Source organism: Carboxylicivirga caseinilyticus (assembly GCF_050589785.1).
Classification (GTDB): Bacteria; Bacteroidota; Bacteroidia; order Bacteroidales; family Marinilabiliaceae; genus Carboxylicivirga; species Carboxylicivirga caseinilyticus.
In genome coordinates, this window is the sequence record NZ_JBNGOX010000015.1 from 25,709 (window position 1) to 44,451 (window position 18,743).

The following is an 18,743-nucleotide window of genomic DNA, read 5'->3' on the forward strand; positions in this document are numbered from 1 at the left end:
GAGATTTACCTCAATGTAATGTCATTTCTATCCCAATTGTAAACGACAGGGCAGGGATAAAGAAGTATATCCAATCATTAGACCTTTCAAGGTTAATATAGCAGCAATAAAAAAGCACCGTGATCAATAATATACCACGATGCTTTGCTTTGTATTTGTTGATGGGATATGAAGGGTTAACGAAACAGTTTGTCAATCATATCAGTATTGGTCATATTCGGTATTGTAACTTTTAAATTGGGATTAGCTTTCATAGCTCTTTTAATGGCAAAAACAGCGCCTTCGTTACGTGCCCAGCTTCTACGTGTTATTCCATTGTTTACGTCCCAAAAAAGCATGTTTTGTAATCGTTTATTAGCTTCTTCTGTACCATCCAATAACATGCCGAAACCACCGTTGATTACTTCGCCCCAGCCGACACCGCCGCCATTATGGATGCTTACCCAGGTTGCTCCACGGAACGAATCACCGATAACATTCTGAATTGCCATATCGGCAGTATAACGTGAGCCATCATAAATATTGGATGTTTCGCGATATGGACTGTCCGTGCCCGACACATCATGATGGTCGCGACCTAATATAACCGGAGCTGAAAGTGTGCCATTGGCTATGGCTTTATTAAAAGCTTCAGCAATGCGAATACGACCTTCGGCATCGGCATATAGAATACGGGCTTGAGATCCAACTACCAATTTATTTCTTCCGGCTTCTTTTATCCAATGTATATTATCTGCCATTTGCTGTTGTATCTCAACAGGGGATTCCTGTCGCAATTCTTCCAGCACTTCTGTTGCAATTCTATCAGTCTCGGCAAGATCATTGGGATCGTTGCTGCTGCATACCCAGCGGAACGGGCCAAACCCATAATCGAAACACATGGGTCCCATAATATCCTGAACATATGATGGATATTTAAAGTCACCATTTTCTTTTAATATATCAGCACCGGCACGACTCGATTCCAACAGAAATGCGTTTCCGTAGTCGAAGAAATACATGCCTTGAGCAGTCAGTTTATTGATTGCGGCAACATGGCGACATAGACTTTCCCTAACTTTTTCTTTGAACAATTCAGGTTGAGTAGCCATCATATCATTCGCTTCGTCGAATGATAAACCTACTGGGTAATAGCCTCCAGCCCATGGATTATGTAATGATGTTTGATCTGATCCTAAATCAACGTGAATATTTTCCCTGGCAAATTTCTCCCAGACATCCACTATGTTGCCATGGTAAGCTATCGAGATTACTTCGTGGTTTACTTTGGCAATCATTACTCTTTCGCAGAGTTCATCAAGATCCTCAATCACTTCATCAACCCAGCCCTGAGTGTATCGTGTATGTATTGCTTTGCCATTGACTTCGGCTATCACACTGATGCATCCGGCTATATTTCCGGCTTTAGGTTGAGCGCCAGACATGCCTCCCAATCCTGCTGAGACGAATAATTTACCTGCCAGATCAGCTTTGCCATTCGATATTTTTCTGCCTGCGTTCATGATGGTAATCGTTGTTCCATGTACGATTCCCTGTGGACCAATGTACATATAGGAACCGGCTGTCATCTGACCGTATTGCGTTACCCCCAAAGCATTGAATCGCTCCCAGTCGTCAGGTTTTGAATAGTTAGGAATCATCATGCCATTGGTAACAACAACACGTGGGGCATCCTTGTGTGATGGATACAAGCCCATGGGATGGCCCGAATACATTGTCAATGTTTGCTCATCGGTCATCTCGGCAAGATATTTCATTGTTAGGCGGTATTGAGCCCAGTTTTGAAATACAGCTCCATTTCCACCATAGGTAATCAATTCATGTGGATGTTGAGCTACTGCATAATCAAGGTTGTTTTGAATCATCAGCATAATAGCTGCCGCCTGTTTTGATTTGTGTGGAAATTCATCAATGTGACGAGCTTTCAACTCATAATCCGGGCGGTACCGGTACATGTATATCCGGCCAAAAGTATTTAGCTCATACAAAAACTCGATAGCCAGTTCGGCATGATGCTCTGTTGGAAAATAACGTAAAGCATTCTGAAGAGCTAGTTTTTTCTCTTCCTGTGTTAATATATCCTTTCGTTTTGGAGCATGATTAATATTAGGATCATATTCCTTTTTTGGAGGAACGGATGATGGTATTCCTTCTAAAATTGCTGCTTTAAACTGTTCAGGGGTCATTTGTTTTTAATTTGTCAATGTTCTTGTTCTGCTAAATACAAAGTACCGGCTTTTTACAAACAAGTTTTATGACATAGCGCAATTGGAAGAGTTGTAAAAAGGTGAGATTCGTCAATTGATCAGATCATTCCGTTATCAATTAGCAGGATAATATGCTCAATCATCACATCATCACCATCACTGTCAAATTCTGATTTTAGGTTGGAACCAAATAAACGGGCTATTCCCTGCCAAAATACTGCTGAAACACCTCCTTTATATTCTTTAATTAATTCATAGGTAGTATCGCCAGTCTCACGATTAATGAGCTTAATTAATAGCTTGCCTTGTGAGAAGGTTAGTTTTTTTAACGGTGTCTCAAATTCTTCAAAAAGCTCCTTTTCTCTCTGTTTAAGATATTTCTTACGTTCCTTTGGTTCTGTAATCAGGGCAAGATTAGAATTGATGTCGTTAATAGTATAACTTGCTCTACGGGCGTAGGGCAGTGTAATCTTTACATTGTGTACCAGTTTGGAATATCGCCGTTTTTGTCTTTTGCTTTTAAATTTAAAAGGAGGCATTACGGGAACCTCTTTTAGAGTAATATGAGGGATTGTATCATTATCGATTATCTGATGGTTTAAAATAATATCCTTAATTCTAACCGTGTCTTTTTGTGCCAATACGGTATAGCTGCTTCCTGTAAAGAATAAGATAAGAAGCAATATTACCGAATAACTATATGGCTTAACAAGCATCATTTTTTTATACCAGAACAATCAAATGGTTGTTTCGTTGAAAGAAACTAAATTACTTTCAGCAAAATTACAAACAAAAAAACGGAGTAGCGATAGCTGCTCCGTTAAATCATTTTATCAATTTTTTACTCTTCTTTGTCGTTGACAAAAACAAGTTCCATTTTATCAGCTTTTTTAAAGAATGTTTTAGCCAGTTTTTGTAATTGTTTTGAAGTCATATTTTCAATAATGGTCTCATAATTTTCAGGAAGATCGTTATTGATTCCCTGGATATAATATGTTCGGAGGATATTCATCCAATAACCGTTGTTTTCCTTTTGTTCTTTGCGGTTTTTAAGCATGTTTAAGCGGGTTTTATTCAAGTCTTCCTGAGTAACACCATTCTTAATAATCTTATCGATTTCGGCATGTATTAAAGGAATCAATGTTTCGTATTTGCCCGGATCGGTATCAAAACCGATGCTAATTACAGCATCCTGTTTGGGAATGCGATTACTACCTGCTCTTACACCAACACCATAGGTGCCACCTTCTTTCTCTCTGATTTCTTCTGTATATCGCAAAGTCAGAATTTTTTCAATAAACGATAATCCTATGCGGTTCTCAGGGGTATACTCTAATTCATTATCGAAATAGATTTTAACTGTGGCCTTAGGATCAGCAAAATTAATAGGGATGCGTTTAATGGTTTCACCTTTAGGAGCTGACACATTATTATCTACCCAATTTTCTTTTGTATCATTGCTTCTGATGGCTCCCAGGTATTTGGCTGATATTTCTTTTGCTGTCTCTTTGTCAATATCACCCACGATAAAAAAGGTGAAATCAGCAGCATTATTAAAACGCTCCTTGTATATATCCTTCATTCGTTCAAAGGAAACCTTATTCAGAAAATCCTCGCCAAATAATAATGTTCGCTCATTATAGTCAGATCTCAATAGAACCAGACTATCATTAAGTATTTTGTTGGGATTATCACCAATGTTGGCAATATATGCAAGGTTACGTTGCATAAAAGTATTATAGGCTTCCTCATCAAAGCGAGGCTTCTCAAATTTCATATAGGCCAACTGCATCATTGTTTCAAAATCCTCCGGACGACAATGTCCACTAATAGATTCGGAAAGATCGCTGACAGAAAAGCCTACAGAAGCTGTTTTTCCTGTTAAAGCCTTTTTTAAGTCTGATGCACTTAAATCTCCAATGCCAAACAACGACATAAAATCAGACATTACACCAATGGTTGCCAGATCTTTTGTTTCATACAACGAAGAACCACCTTTGCTGAAACTTTGCAGTGAAACCTGATTTTTATTATAATCGGCAAAACGATAAATAACTTTGGTGTTGTTGTTTAATGTCCATTCAACAGCATCAAATTCTGGCAATTCTTTTTCTGCTATTACTTTGCCTTCAACTGGTAACGAACTAATCAGATTATCATCAACTTGTTCATCTACATAAGGCTCAATGTCTTTTTGCTTTACTTTTTCAATAATCGAAAAACTTTCATCTTTGTTTAAATGATTGATACCTTCTTTATCCGGACCGGTAATAATGATGACTGCATTCTCGGTTGTATAGCCTTCTCTGAATAGCTCTGTCAGTTCATCAACCGTTACGGATGGAATAACGCTTTTTGCAAATTCATACTCATACTCAATTCCGGGCATAGGAGTGTTATTCAGGTAAAGCTCTTTAAATTCGCGACAATAGCTATCGTGCGATATTTTATCTCTACCTTTATAATAGTTCTCATAACCTAGAAGGAATGAAGCTTTGGCTCTTTCCAGCTCAGTTTCAGTAAAGCCGTATCTTTTTATTCTCTCAACCTCAGTCAATATTGCTTCAAAAGCAATGTCTTCCTCATTGTCTTTGGCAGTGGCTGAAATATAAAATAAATCGCTTGTTTTGGTTAAACTTGAAAAACCGATACTTCCGGTTATAAAAGGAGGTGTGCCTGTTTCCAATAGTTCAGAAATGCGTGATCGGATCATACTGGAAACTAAGGATTCCAAATATGACTTTCTGAAAGTTGCATGTGTTTTGTGTTCCGGTAAAACAGCATCATGACGAATATAAAGCGATATACTTGATTGATTAGCTTCTTTATCTGTAGCTAACACATAATCCATCTCTTTTTTTGGATCAATGGTTATATAATAACGCTCTTTGGGATTTTCAACAGCTGGAATTTTTGAAAATAATGCTTTTACTTTTTCTTCAATTTCATCAACATCAATATCACCAACTATAGCAATTGCCTGAAGATCGGTACGGTACCAGTCGTGATAGAAACGACGAAGCTCTTCATAATCAAAGCCATTTATTACTTCATAGTCACCAATAACATCTCTTTTGCCGTATTTTGAACCATTGTAAAGAACCGGAGAGAATTGAGCTCTCAGTCTAAAGCCAGCATTTCTGCGGGTTCGCCATTCTTCTGAGATTACACCTCTTTCATCATCAATTTCTTTGGCGTCCAGTGTAAGATTATCCGACCAATCATGAAGAATAAGTAAACAGGTATCTATCAAACCTTCCGGACCAACCGGAACATTACTTAGGTTGTAAACAGTTTCATCTTTTGCAGTATATGCATTTATATTTCTGCCAAAAGCAACGCCATGTCTTTCTAATGTGTTGATAATGCCTTTGTCAGGAAAATTCTTAGTGCCATTAAAAGCCATGTGCTCTAGAAAGTGAGCTAAACCATTTTGGTTATCATCTTCCAGTATTGCACCTACATTCTGGATAATATAAAAACTTGCTCTTTCTTTGGGTTCTTCGTTGTGTCTGATGTAATACGTTAAACCATTTTTTAACACTCCCGTTCGGATTGCTGAATCCATGGGAACCGGGGTGTTTAAATCAAATTGAGCTAAGGCTGGTATAAGTATTGCGAATAGCAAAAGAGTACTTAATAATATATGTTTCATTCTTATCGTTTTTTCAAATCTAGTAATTAATGAATTTTATAAAATATATTATACATAGTTTAACAACTGACAATTAAGGTTTACTGGACTAGTTATTTTTTTTATGTCGATTACTCGAAGTTTTATTGGATAAACCAATTAGCTGTGTAAAAGTAAGAGTTCGTATTATTAGAATTATTAAATGATTTTTCAACTCTATTGACCATGGTTTGTTATGAAATTAGACATGATAACAAAATGAATAATCTTAAAATATGAATAGTAAGAAATATCCTATTGTTGTTATTGGGGGTAGTATAGCCTCAATAAGTTTTATAAGAACTCTAAGGGAAACGGGAAATAATGATTCGGTTTTATTGATTTACGGAGAAGATCGTTTACCATACAAAAGAACCAAAATTAATAAAAACATGGTTCGCGGTTTTGATAAAGATGATTTTATCATTGCAGATAAAGCTTGGTATCAAAACAATAATGTAGAATTATTAAATATCTGGGCAACATCAATTGATGCTCAGAATAAACAAATATTTTTCGAAGAAACAGAACCCATTGAATACAATAAGCTTTTATTGGCAACAGGTGCAGGTTCGGTTATCCCGCGTATTGCAGGTATTGAGCCTGCAGAAATGCATTCGGTTCAGAATGCTGCAGATGTTGAGCGATTATTGGAAGTTGCCAGTAATAAACAAAGATTTCTAATTGTAGGAGGTGGTGTTGAGGGTATCGAAACAGCTGATCAGCTCATTAGAAAAGGGAAAGAAGTGATTCTTGCAAGTCGTATGAAGTATCCGCTTCAGAAATTGTTTCCGCATGAATTTATCCAACCTTTGGAGGAAGCAATGTTAAAAAGAGGTGTTCAATTGTACTCAGGTGTCTCAGTCAATTCTGTTGAAAGGGTAGGAGATCATTTTGCAACCAAGTTAAGAGGTGATACAATTGAATTTGATGAAATAGTAAGCAGTACAGGAACATTACCAAATATACAGCTAGCAAAAAGTGCTGGATTGAATACTGAGAAAGGAATTGTTGTAGATGAATGGATGCATACTTCCAATGAAGATATTCTGGCAGCAGGTGATGTTGCTCAGCATCATAATGGTATCATTACAGGTCTGTGGCACGCAGCCGAGCATCAGGGTAAACTGGCAGCATTAAATCTTTTTGATAAGAAAGAGAAGCATACTTTGCCACCATATCGTCTAAAAACAGAGGTATTTAATTTATTTTTATTCTCAGCTGAATATGAGAAGTTAGTTCCTAATGAGTACGAAATTGTGAAGGAGGATGAAAAAGGGGTGAAGCGTTGGTTGTATTTTAAAGATGATAAATTGAAAGCTGCCTTAATGCTTAATGATGGATTAAGGGCCAAACAATATCAGCAAGCGTTGATGGAAGAATGGAGTAAAAAAAGATTTAAAGAAGAGCTACCTTTACAGGCTCCTTTATCTTTTAATTTTTCGCCTTCTTTCTAATGATTTAAAACATGAAGTTAATCACTATCGTTTTTATTCTGAGTTATGGTTTATATTTTTGTTGTAGAAGAAGAAACAAATACTAAAAATTAAACTGTTTTGCCATGACGAAGACCATTGAAACGGGTGTTTATTCAGAAATAGGCGAATTAGAAGGTGTTATATTGCATACCCCTGGAAAAGAGGTTGAAAATATGACTCCTACAAATGCAGAAAGAGCTCTTTATAGTGATATCTTAAACCTGTCAGTTGCCGTAGAAGAATATAAGCAGTTGGCGGGTGTTTTAGAGAAGGTAACACAAACATTTCAGGTTAAAGACTTATTGGCAGACATACTTGATCAACCTAAAATAAGATTGGGATTGATTGAAAAGATATGTACTTATGAACAGGTACTCAATATGAAGGAGTTCTTGTTGGATTTGCCTACTCCCGAATTGGCAAGGCAATTAATAGAAGGTGTTGATTTGCAAAAAAACTCCCTCACTACTTTCTTGTCTGATGAACGTTATGCATTGCGTCCTTTGCATAATTTCTTTTTTACCCGTGATGCCAGTGTCAGTATTTACAATAAAGTTCTGATTTCTAAAATGGCAAATAAAGTAAGAGAGCGTGAGGCTATTTTGATGGAGGCCATTTTTAATCATTCGAATCAGATTAAGGCAGAGTCAGTCAACCCTAATAGTTATTATAATATCGGTGCTGAAACAACCATTGAAGGGGGAGATGTGCTTATTGCTAGAGAAGATATACTAATTATTGGAAACAGTGCACGAACGTCATCTCAGGGGATTGATTTTATTGTCAATCAAATGAAGCAAAAAAAGGACAAAAGATACATAGTAGTGCAACAGCTTCCGGGTGAACCTGAATCGTTTATACACCTCGATATGGTTTTTACCCTTCTGGATAAAGATGCTTGTATGGTTTATGAACCGCTGATTATGAAATTAAACCGATATGGCACAATCTTAATTAGTTTAGACAACGGGGAAGTAGTATCGATCGAAAAGAAAGATAACCTGCTTTCGTGCCTTAAAGAATTGGGAATGGATTTGAAGCCCATTTCCTGCGGAGGTTCTTCAGATATGTGGATTCAGGAACGTGAACAATGGCACAGTGGAGCTAATTTCTTCGCTATTGCTCCGGGAAAAGTTATGGGATATGCCCGTAATGTTTATACGATGGAAGAAATGAATAAAAATGGCTATGAAATTATTAATGCTATTGATGTAATTGATAATAAGATTAACCTGTCTGATTACGAAAAATATGTGGTCACCATTGGAGGTTCAGAGTTGGCACGAGGAGGAGGAGGTGCCAGGTGTATGACGATGCCTGTAAGAAGGAAGTTTGTAAACTGGTAAAGAACAATTAAGCTTATTTAAAAGTATAGAAAATAAAAAGGCTGTCCCCATTGTTGATGACAGCCTTTCTTGTAGTATGAAAGTGTATTATGACATTATTTCCTGTACCAGATCAGATGCTTCTTTCAGGGTAATTGCTGAGAATACTTTTAAGCCTGATTCATCAATTATTTTTTTACCTCCTTCGGCATTGGTACCCTGCAATCGTACAATGATAGGTACATTGATTTCTCCAATTTTTTTATAGGCTTCAACTACACCTTGGGCCACACGGTCACAACGAACAATTCCTCCAAAGATGTTAATTAAAATAGCCTTTACATTAGGATCATTTAAAATGATTTTTAAACCGGCTTCAACAGTTTCTGCATTGGCACCTCCTCCAACATCAAGGAAATTGGCAGGTTCACCACCTGAAAGTTTAATGATATCCATGGTTGCCATGGCCAATCCGGCACCGTTAACCATACAGCCAACATTGCCATCTAATTTTACAAAATTAAGATTGCTTTTAGACGCTTCTGTTTCTGCGGGGTCTTCTTCATTTAAATCGCGCATTGCTTCATAATCAGGGTGACGGAATAAAGCATTGTCATCCAGATTTACTTTGGCATCAACAGCCAGAATTAAATTATCTGATGTTTTTAATACAGGATTTATTTCAAACATAGAGGAATCTGTTCCAACATAGGCACTATAAAGGGCTGTAACAAACTTTGTCATTTCCTTGAAAGCTTTGCCCGATAGACCCAGGTTAAAAGCAATTTTTCGGGCTTGAAAAGCCTGTAAACCTAATCCCGGATCAATCTCTTCCTTAAAAATAAGTTCGGGAGTTTTAGCAGCTACTTCTTCAATATCCATACCGCCTTCGGTGGAATACATGATTATGTTTTTTCCTGTTTGACGGTTAAGCAAAACACTCATATAAAATTCAGCGGTATCACTCTCACCTGGGTAATATACATCCTGGGCAATTAGTACTTTATGTACAGTTTTACCTTCTGGGCCTGTTTGGTGTGTTACCAGATTCATACCCAGAATATCTTCCGCTTTGTTTTTAACTTCATCCAGCGTCTTAGCCAGTTTAACACCGCCGCCTTTTCCGCGTCCCCCAGCATGTATCTGGGCTTTTACTACCCACCATCCGGTTCCTGTTTTAGCTTGTAATTCTTTTGCGGCTTCAACAGCCTGATCTGGGGTTAAGGCAACAATACCTTCCTGAATAGTAACTCCAAATGATTTTAAGATTTCTTTTCCTTGGTATTCGTGAATGTTCATATAAAGGGATTTAGTATCTGTATTAAAAATCTATAATTAATTATCGCTGATATTTTTGCGATTACTATTAAAAACAGGAATAGTACTATTTTTGTTGTCAAAATTCTGATTAATGAGAAAATTAAAGAATATAGAGCTTAACAGATTAAGTATAGAAGAGTATAAAAAGGCCGATAAATTGCCGGTAGTAGTGGTATTGGATAATATCAGAAGTCTAAATAATGTTGGGTCGGTTTTTAGAACTTCTGATGCATTAAAAGTGGATAAGATTATACTATGTGGCATTACTGCAACACCTCCTCATAACGATATTCATAAAACAGCTCTGGGCGCAGAAGATGCAGTTGATTGGGAATATTATGAAGATACATTAGAAGCCATCAATAAATTAAGAGACGAAGGTTTTATGATCTGCAGTATTGAACAGGTTGAAAACAGTGTTTCGTTGCCTGATTTTAATACGGAGGTTAATGAAAAATATGCTTTGATACTTGGAAATGAAGTGAAGGGAGTTCAACAACAAGTTGTCGATGCCAGTGATGTTTGTATTGAAATTCCTCAATATGGTACTAAACACTCTTTTAATGTTTCGGTAACAACCGGTATTGTTTTATGGGAATTCTTTCGCAAGATAGAACTGGAATAGACTAAAGAATACGGCAAAAAAAAAGGGAGACTCACTGTCTCCCTTTCTTGTATATTGTAATTTATTAATTACTGTACAATTGATTTGAATGTAGCATCTTCGAAGAATTTAGCGAATTCAAGATCTTTCACTGCATATTCTTTGAATTTACCGTCCAACTCAGTAGCCTTACGCAATGCATCAAACATTAAGTCGTTTTGACCTGTTCTGGCACCAACGATAGCTTTTAAGTAATATTTGAAACCAACTTCCATTGTATTAGCATTGATAGTTGACAAAGCAGCATCGTAGTTTTTAGCTAAGATTTTAGCTAAAGCAGCGTTGCAGCTTGTGCTGTTACCAAAGTAACGGATTGCATTGTCATATTCACCTTTATGGATAGCAACAATACCTAAGTTGTTATCAAGCTCAGCACCAGCACCAGCAGCAGCTCCGAAGAACTCTTCAGCTTTAGCTAAGTCACCTTCGCGAAGAGCGATAACTCCTAAGTTGTTGTTTACTTCAGCAACACCGCCTTTAATGTTGTTAGCTTTTTCGAAAGCAGATTTAGCACCAGCTAAGTCACCTTTAGCATAAAGAGTAACTCCAATATTGTTAGCAGCTCTCCAACATTTTGGATATTTATCAGCAGCAGCTTTGTAAATTGCTAGTTGAGCATCTACGTCTTCAGTTAAAGTAGCAGCGTAAAGCAACTCTTCGATATTTAATTCAGCAGGAGTGCTAGCAGCTAGTTCAGAAATTTCTGCATCTGATTTACCGATAACGTCAACGTTAACAGACATTTTAGAACGACGAAGTTTAGGAAGAATCTCGTCAGCAACTACTTTGAAAGTTTCAGACATGTTCTTGATTTCACGCTCACGTACTTCAGGATCGCTGTACATAGAAAGAACACGTAAGATTAATTCTTTATCCTGGATGTCTGATTTTTCCATTAAAGCTTTAAAGCCTTCCCAGTCTTCTGGAGTATTTTTTAATGTAAAGAAGTCAGCTTCTTTAGCACCGTCAACTTTTGCTTTTTTCAACTCACGAGCTAAGTAATCTTTAGCCACTTTTTCACGCTTAGAAGCTAAGCTTGTGTTTAAGTCAGCTGGTCCGTCTGGAGAAGCATAAGCAGAAATTTGTACGCCTTTGAATTCTTTGTTTTCAGCAGCCTGAGCTTCTTTGATGAAGTCTTTCAATGCAGCAATTTCTTCTTTGCGTAATTCAGTTCCACGAATGCTGGCTTGTTGAATCAAGAAATAGATGTCAGCCAATTTTTCTTCAGGAATAATACGTTGGAAGTTATCAGCACCGATAGCAGCCTGAGCTCCCTGGTCAGCAACCAAAGTAGCAGTAGCAATAACACCATCAGCAATTTTGTAATCATCAAATTCTGAAGTGCTTCCACCTTTAGTAGCTTTGATACGAACAACAAGGTCAGAAACTTTCATGTTGTCGTTATACTCAACAGAGTTGGTATAAGTGAAAGAACCACCATTTGTGTAAGAAATAACTTTTTCGTTACCCTCAACGCTTTCTCCTTGCAGTTTGTATGATGGGAATGCAGTTTCGCCACCTTCATAGACCAAAACAGGAGTAGCTTCCAATGCTACTTTCTTGTCGAAATATTTTTCAGGAATCTGAACTTTAATTTCAACATCAACTTTACCTGCATGAGCTTCCAAAACTTCAGGAGTTACGGTATACTTAACTTCAGGTGCGCCTTTTTTCATCTTATCCAACCCAGCACAGCTAGCTAAAAGTGCTGCAAGAGCTAGAGTTGCAAATAGGTTGATTCTTGTTTTTTTCATAATGTTTACCCAATTATTTGTTTTTGAACTTAATTCATAGATGAACTCTACAAATTTAAGAATGTTTTTAAAATATAAAAGATCAGTGTAAGATTTATTGCAAATATAGATATTATCTGAATTTAATACAATTCAATAAAGTTTCCAAATTGGTTTTAATTCCAACAAAAGTATGTTATATGCATGCTTTTGTCTTTAACCTAATAATGTCATTAAGTTAATGCGGGTTATGCCTTTTTGATAATCATTCCCTATGAGATTGATGAGTGTGTTATAAACCTGTTCGTCTGTCTCAAAATTCAGATCTTCCAGGTTAACTACTAGCACCGGAAGTTCAGGATGCTCTTTAAAGAATTGAAAATAACCATTCTGTAGGTTTTTTAAATACTCGCCATTTATGCTTTTTTCATAAATACGACCGCGTTTTTCAATCTGCTTCAGTAAGATATCGATGGGGCGATGTAGATAAATATACAAATCAGGAATAGGAGTCATGCTATAGATTATATCAAATATCTGACGGTATAATCTGTATTCATCCTCAGGTAATGTTTTGGCAGCAAAAATTAACGATTTAAAAAAGTGATAATCAGCAATGGTCATTTCATGAAATAAATCACCTGTATCAAAGTCCTTTTTTAACTGTTTATATCTTTCAGCCAGAAAAGATAGCTCCAACGGAAAGGCATAACGTTCCTGATCATCGTAAAATTTTGGTAAAAATGGATTATCAGCAAAGGTTTCCATAACAAGACGTGCATCAACATCTTTACTAATCATTTTAGCAAGAGTTGATTTGCCGGTTCCTATATTACCTTCTATTACCAGGTATTTTTTATTCAGCTTATTCATCTTTTAAAAATGCCTTAAGAAGAATGCATCAATAAAAAATGCATATATCTTAAGGCACAAATGATTTTTATTTTTAATTATTAATAGACCGGATTTATACTCATTTGATCAAATGCAAAGGTATATAAGTCTGTCCATTCTTCAATCGTTTTTGAAGTAGGTTTACCAGCACCATGTCCGGCATCAGTTTCAATTCGAATAAGAACAGGGCGATTACCTTTGTAAGCAGCCTGTAAAGTAGCGATGTATTTAAAAGAGTGTGCCGGAACCACTCTGTCATCATGGTCAGCTGTTGTAACCATTACTGATGGATATTTCAGATTACCATCAATATTGTGTACGGGAGAATAATTATATAAATATTCAAACATTTCCTTATTATCCTCGCTTGTTCCATAATCAGTTGCCCAATATCTTCCGATAGTGAATTTTTGGTAACGAAGCATATCCATCACACCCACTTGTGGATAAGCCACCCTGAATAATTCAGGCGCCTGGTTGATAACTGCTCCAATTAACAATCCTCCGTTTGAGCCACCTTGTGCAGCCAGCAATTCAGGATTGGTATATCCCTGGTCCACCAGATAATGACCCGCGGCGATAAAGTCATCAAAAACATTTTGTTTGTTCATGAGAGTACCGGCTTGATGCCATTCTTCTCCATACTCACCACCTCCGCGTAAATTAGCTACAGCAAAAACACCACCATTTTCTAACCATACTAAACGACGTATATCAAAACGTGGATTAAGGCTTACATTAAAACCTCCGTAACCGTATAACCAAGTCGGATTTTTACCGTTTAATTCCAAACCTTTTTTGTGTACAATAAACATTGGAATTTGTGTTCCATCTTTACTTTCATAAAAAATCTGTTTCGTCTCGTACTGATCAATAGCAAAATCTATCTCAGTCTTATGATATAGTTCTGAAATGTTCTTTTCAATATCATATTTGTATATAACAGATGGATAAGTGTAAGAGGAGAAGGTATAAAAAGTAATGTTGTCTTCTTTCTTTCCAGAGAATCCACTTACTGTTCCAATTGAAGGCAATTCAACATCATAAAGATATTCACCATTCATAGAGTAAACCTTTACTATAGAATGGGCATCTTGTTGGTAATTGGCAAATATTTTACCACCAACTACAGAAATGCTTTGTAATACATTTTTGTCATCTTCCGGAATGAGATCGGTCCAGTTTTCTTTACCTGGTTTGTTGACATCAATCTTAATGACTTTGTATTTTGGTGCCTCATCGTTGGTCATAACCCAAAGTGATCCATCATAATGATCGATGACATTGTAATCTTTGTCAAACGTTTCAATTGCTTTATTAAGTTCACTATCTGAACTTTCAAGGCTTTTAAAGTAGAGAGCATTACCACTGGTTGATTCTGTAACGCTGATGATCATATATTTCTCATCATCCGTAACCCCTGCGTAAAAGCCCCAGTCTGGATGTTCGGTGTCTTCGTATATCAATTGATCTTCATCCTGAGTTGTACCAACTTTATGGTAGTAAATTTTACTGTTACTGTTTTGACCTTTGAATTCATCTCCTTCTTCAGGGGTAGGATAACGGCTATAAAAGAAACCGTCTTTATACCATGATATACCGGAGAATTTTATCCATTTAAGATGATCATTCAGTTTTTCACCTGTAGCTATATCTTTTACATAGAATTCGCGCCAGTCGGAGCCACCGGTTGATGTACCATAGCCAAGATATTTTCCATCATCAGAAACAGAGAAATTGGCAAGTGCCACAGTGCCATCTTCTGATAATTTATTGGGATCCATAAAAAGAACAGGTTCATCGTCAAGTGTTTTTTGCATATAATATACACTCTGATTCTGTAATCCGTCGTTTTTAGAGAAGAAATACATACCACCTTCTTTCCAGGGAGCAGAACGACGCGGATAATTCCAAATTTCAGTGAGTCGGTTTTTTATTTTCTCTCTGAAAGGAATGGATTCAAGATACGAGAAAGTAACCTGATTTTCTGCCTTAACCCATTGGGCTGTCTCTTCAGAACGATCGTCTTCAAGCCAGCGATAGGGATCTGCTACATCCGTACCAAAATAATTATCAACAACATCTCCTTTTGGGGTTTCAGGATAGTTGAATTGTTTTTGAGCAGTTTCGCATGAGAATAACAAAAGCAATGCGAACAAGCTGATTAAATTCAGATGTTTCATAATTGTGGGTGTTAGTAAAGGTTATTGTTTTTGTTTAATCGGTTTTCAATAACTTTTCCGGAAATATATCCTCCCAGCATACCAAGGAGCCAACCAAGACTTATAAAAGCAAGGTAATTGGTTTCAATACTTAACCAGACATAAGAAGCACCTATGATTATGCCTGCCAACATACCCATTGTAGCGTAAGTTGCCGAAATACGACCTCTAACGTGCAATTGGTGTTCTGCTTTCAGATGTTTTTGTGATTGTTCCACCCAATCTTCAAAGGGACCAAGTGCTTTGGGATCGTTGAATAGCTGTTGAATATTATGAACGAATACCTCTCCTTCATCATTAAATTTTTTGCAGTGATGACAGGTATCGGTCTGATTATGAATAGCACCCATTAATCGGGGAAGTACAGCAAGACTTAATGATCGTATTTGGGCTTTAGGAATTTTGTCAAGTTGTTGATTTAGCGTATCAAATGTTGTTTTCCTGTCCATATTGGTTTTGTTTCGAAGGGTGTATAAACTTTGAAATTAGCAAAAGTTTTACTGGCATCAAAAAAGGCCAACTCATTGAGTCGGCCTTAATATAATAAGGTGAATTTATTTATTCAGCTTTTGGTTTACGTTCAGGACGTGGTAAAAGAGCCTTTCTTGAAAGTTTTAATTTACCGGAACGCTGATCTATTTCGATAAGCTTAACTTCAACTTCCTGACCTTCTTTCAGAGCATCTTCTACTTTTTCAAGACGTTTCCACTCAATTTCAGAAATGTGAAGTAATCCATCTTTACCAGGAAGAATTTCAACAAAAGCTCCAAAAGGAACAATTGATTTTACTTTTCCTTTGTAAACTTCTCCAACTTCAGGTACAGCTACGATAGCTTTCACTCGGGCAACAGCAGCATCGATCGAATCTTTGTTGCTGGCTGAAATAGCTACTTTACCAAGATTACCAATTTCTTCGATAGTAATAACAGTTTCAGTTGTAGCCTGAATTTCCTGAATAATCTTACCACCCGGTCCGATAACAGAACCAATCATATCCTTAGGAATGTTGAATGCAACGATTCGAGGAGCATGTGGTTTGTAATCTTCACGTGGTTCAGTGATAGTTTCTGCAATTTTATCCAGAATATGCATACGACCAGCTTTAGCCTGATTCAATGCCTGTTCAAGAATTTCGTATGAAAGACCATCAACTTTAATATCCATCTGAGTGGCTGTGATACCGTCTCTTGTTCCGGTTACTTTGAAGTCCATATCTCCTAAGTGGTCTTCGTCGCCTAAGATATCAGATAATACAGCAAACTTACCTGATTTGGTATCAGTAATCAATCCCATTGCAATACCCGAAACAGGTTTTTTAATAGGAATACCTGCATCCATTAAAGCCAGTGTTCCTGCACAAACAGTTGCCATTGAAGATGAACCGTTTGACTCAAGAATATCAGAAACAATACGTACAGTGTATGCATAGTCGGTTGGAATCATTCCTTTTAATGCACGGAATGCAAGGTTACCATGACCAATCTCGCGACGGCTGATACCACGTGCAGGACGAGCATCTCCAGTTGAGAAAGGAGGGAAGTTGTAATGTAACAAGAAGCGGTCATAGCCCTGTGTCATTACATCATCAATCAATTTCTCATCCATTTTTGTACCCAATGTAACAGTAGTTAACGATTGAGTTTCTCCGCGAGTGAAAATTGCTGATCCGTGAGGTCCTGGTAAATAGTCGATTTCACTCCAGATATGTCTGATTTCGTCTGTTTTACGTCCGTCCAAACGAACTTTCTCGTCAAGTACTACCTTGCGAACAGCTTCTTTTTCAACGTCGTGATAGTATTTTTTGATTAATCCTGTTGGGATTTCATCTTCTTCGGTATAGTTTTCTGCAATAAATTCATCACAGATAGCTTCGAAAGCTTCAATTCGCTCGTGTTTATTTGGGTTAGCTGATTTTGCAACTGCATATGCTTTATCATAAGTAGCTTTCCAAACTTTTTCGCGTAACTCCTCGTCATTTTCTTCGTGACAGTATTCGCGCTTAACGGTTTTTCCTAAAGCTTCCATCATTTCGATCTGAGCCTGGCATTGTACCCTGATAGCGTCGTGAGCCACTTTCATGCCTTCCAACAATTCAGCTTCAGAGATTTCATCCATCTCACCTTCTACCATCATAATGTTATCCATGGTAGCAGCAACGATGATGTCCATATCTGAATTTTTCATTTCAGATACAGTTGGGTTGATTTTCATTTCTCCGTTAATACGGCCAACACGAACTTCTGAGATTGGACCGTGGAATGGAATATCAGAGACAGCTAATGCTGCTGAAGCAGCTAAACCTGCCAATGCATCCGGAGCAACTTCTGCATCACCCGAAATTAAGTTAACGGTAACAAAAGTATCAGCATGATAATCCTCAGGGAAAAGAGGACGTAATGCACGGTCGATCAATCGAGATACTAATATTTCATAATCTGACGGACGAGCTTCTCTTTTCTGGAAACCTCCAGGGAAACGTCCAACAGCAGCGTATTTTTCTTTGTATTCAACTGTTAGCGGCATAAAATCCACATCGGGTTTTGCATCTTTAGCAGAGGTAACTGCCGCCAATAAATAGGTATTTCCCATTTTAACGACTACCGAGCCGTCTGCTTGTTTAGCTAATTTACCAGTTTCAATGGTAATTGTTCTGCCATCACCTAGTTCAATAACTTTTTCAAATGGTTTAATCATGACAATTTTCTTATTCTTTTTTTATCCTTCTATATTACTGCCAAAGATATGCAATATCCTAAGATAATGTGTAAAAACTGTTTATTTTTTAACTTATGGTTAATTGTTACAATAAATTCCTGTATAAAAACAAATAATCGAGAAATAAGAGCATAAAAAAAGCAGCTTTCTTTCGAAAACTGCTTTCTGTTCGCTTTGCCGTTTGCTTACTTACGAATTCCAAGTTCTGCAATGATGGCACGATATCTTTCGATATCATTTTTCTTTAAGTAGTCTAACAAGCTACGACGCTTACCTACTAATTTTTTTAAAGCATGCTCTGTGCTATAATCTTTACGATTTGACTTTAAGTGCTCAGTCAAATGCGAGATACGGAAAGAAAATAATGCTATCTGGCTTTCTGGAGAACCAGTGTCAGTATTCGATTTTCCGTACTTCTCGAAGATCTCTTGCTTCTTTTCTGCTGTCAAGTACATAATAAAATATGTTTAAATATATAATTTGAGGGTGCAAAGATAGGTAATAAATTCAAC

The 18,743-nt window shown here is 37.0% G+C and carries 13 protein-coding genes; 3 read left to right on the forward strand and 10 right to left on the reverse strand.

Features of this window, described 5'->3' with window-relative positions:
• Positions 1 to 176 precede the first annotated feature (176 nt).
• From hutU to ACRD62_RS09665, 3 genes are all read right to left on the reverse strand, one after another.
• A complete protein-coding gene (hutU, locus tag ACRD62_RS09655; protein WP_430819920.1) occupies positions 177 to 2,186 on the reverse strand; it encodes a urocanate hydratase in 2,010 nt (669 codons plus the stop codon).
• 119 nt (positions 2,187 to 2,305) lie between these two features.
• On the reverse strand, positions 2,306 to 2,926 hold the full coding sequence (locus ACRD62_RS09660) for a DUF4294 domain-containing protein (RefSeq protein WP_430819921.1): 621 nt from the start codon (positions 2,924 to 2,926) through the stop codon (positions 2,306 to 2,308).
• 122 nt (positions 2,927 to 3,048) lie between these two features.
• Positions 3,049 to 5,862 (reverse strand): M16 family metallopeptidase, encoded by a 2,814-nt coding sequence (locus tag ACRD62_RS09665; protein ID WP_430819922.1) that lies wholly within the window; start codon positions 5,860 to 5,862, stop codon positions 3,049 to 3,051.
• A 254-nt stretch (positions 5,863 to 6,116) separates the two neighbouring features.
• Between ACRD62_RS09665 and ACRD62_RS09670 the strand changes: the two genes are divergently transcribed.
• Both ACRD62_RS09670 and ACRD62_RS09675 read left to right on the forward strand, forming a co-directional pair.
• Positions 6,117 to 7,337 carry an NAD(P)/FAD-dependent oxidoreductase gene (locus ACRD62_RS09670; RefSeq protein ID WP_430819923.1) on the forward strand — a complete coding sequence of 407 codons (1,221 nt, stop codon included), beginning with the start codon at positions 6,117 to 6,119 and terminating at the stop codon, positions 7,335 to 7,337.
• 104 nt (positions 7,338 to 7,441) lie between these two features.
• The gene (locus ACRD62_RS09675) at positions 7,442 to 8,704 is read left to right on the forward strand and encodes an arginine deiminase (RefSeq protein WP_430819924.1); all 1,263 of its coding nucleotides are present in this window, start codon (positions 7,442 to 7,444) and stop codon (positions 8,702 to 8,704) included.
• An 87-nt stretch (positions 8,705 to 8,791) separates the two neighbouring features.
• Here the strand turns inward: ACRD62_RS09675 and sucC are convergent, their stop codons facing one another.
• Complete coding sequence (sucC, locus tag ACRD62_RS09680; protein ID WP_430819925.1) at positions 8,792 to 9,982, reverse strand: ADP-forming succinate--CoA ligase subunit beta; 1,191 nt, start codon at positions 9,980 to 9,982, stop codon at positions 8,792 to 8,794.
• A 112-nt stretch (positions 9,983 to 10,094) separates the two neighbouring features.
• On the opposite strand from sucC, the gene ACRD62_RS09685 reads away from it, so the two are divergent.
• Positions 10,095 to 10,628, forward strand: a complete 534-nt coding sequence (locus ACRD62_RS09685) for an RNA methyltransferase (RefSeq protein ID WP_430819926.1) — start codon at positions 10,095 to 10,097, stop codon at positions 10,626 to 10,628.
• Positions 10,629 to 10,696: 68 nt separating this feature from the next.
• Here ACRD62_RS09685 and ACRD62_RS09690 read toward each other — a convergent pair whose 3' ends face one another.
• The 6 genes from ACRD62_RS09690 to rpsO all read right to left on the reverse strand — a co-directional run bounded on the left by ACRD62_RS09690 (position 10,697) and on the right by rpsO (position 18,686).
• A complete protein-coding gene (locus tag ACRD62_RS09690) occupies positions 10,697 to 12,343 on the reverse strand; it encodes a tetratricopeptide repeat protein (RefSeq protein ID WP_430819927.1) in 1,647 nt (548 codons plus the stop codon).
• Between the two features lie 273 nt (positions 12,344 to 12,616).
• Entirely contained in the window at positions 12,617 to 13,273 is a 657-nt protein-coding gene (locus tag ACRD62_RS09695; RefSeq protein WP_430819928.1) for a deoxynucleoside kinase, read from the reverse strand.
• 80 nt (positions 13,274 to 13,353) lie between these two features.
• On the reverse strand, positions 13,354 to 15,477 hold the full coding sequence (locus tag ACRD62_RS09700) for a prolyl oligopeptidase family serine peptidase (RefSeq protein ID WP_430819929.1): 2,124 nt from the start codon (positions 15,475 to 15,477) through the stop codon (positions 13,354 to 13,356).
• 11 nt (positions 15,478 to 15,488) lie between these two features.
• Positions 15,489 to 15,965 carry a hypothetical protein gene (locus ACRD62_RS09705; protein ID WP_430819930.1) on the reverse strand — a complete coding sequence of 159 codons (477 nt, stop codon included), beginning with the start codon at positions 15,963 to 15,965 and terminating at the stop codon, positions 15,489 to 15,491.
• A 109-nt stretch (positions 15,966 to 16,074) separates the two neighbouring features.
• The gene (locus ACRD62_RS09710; protein WP_321405478.1) at positions 16,075 to 18,210 is read right to left on the reverse strand and encodes a polyribonucleotide nucleotidyltransferase; all 2,136 of its coding nucleotides are present in this window, start codon (positions 18,208 to 18,210) and stop codon (positions 16,075 to 16,077) included.
• A 206-nt stretch (positions 18,211 to 18,416) separates the two neighbouring features.
• The gene (gene rpsO, locus ACRD62_RS09715; RefSeq protein ID WP_321405477.1) at positions 18,417 to 18,686 is read right to left on the reverse strand and encodes a 30S ribosomal protein S15; all 270 of its coding nucleotides are present in this window, start codon (positions 18,684 to 18,686) and stop codon (positions 18,417 to 18,419) included.
• Positions 18,687 to 18,743 lie beyond the last annotated feature (57 nt).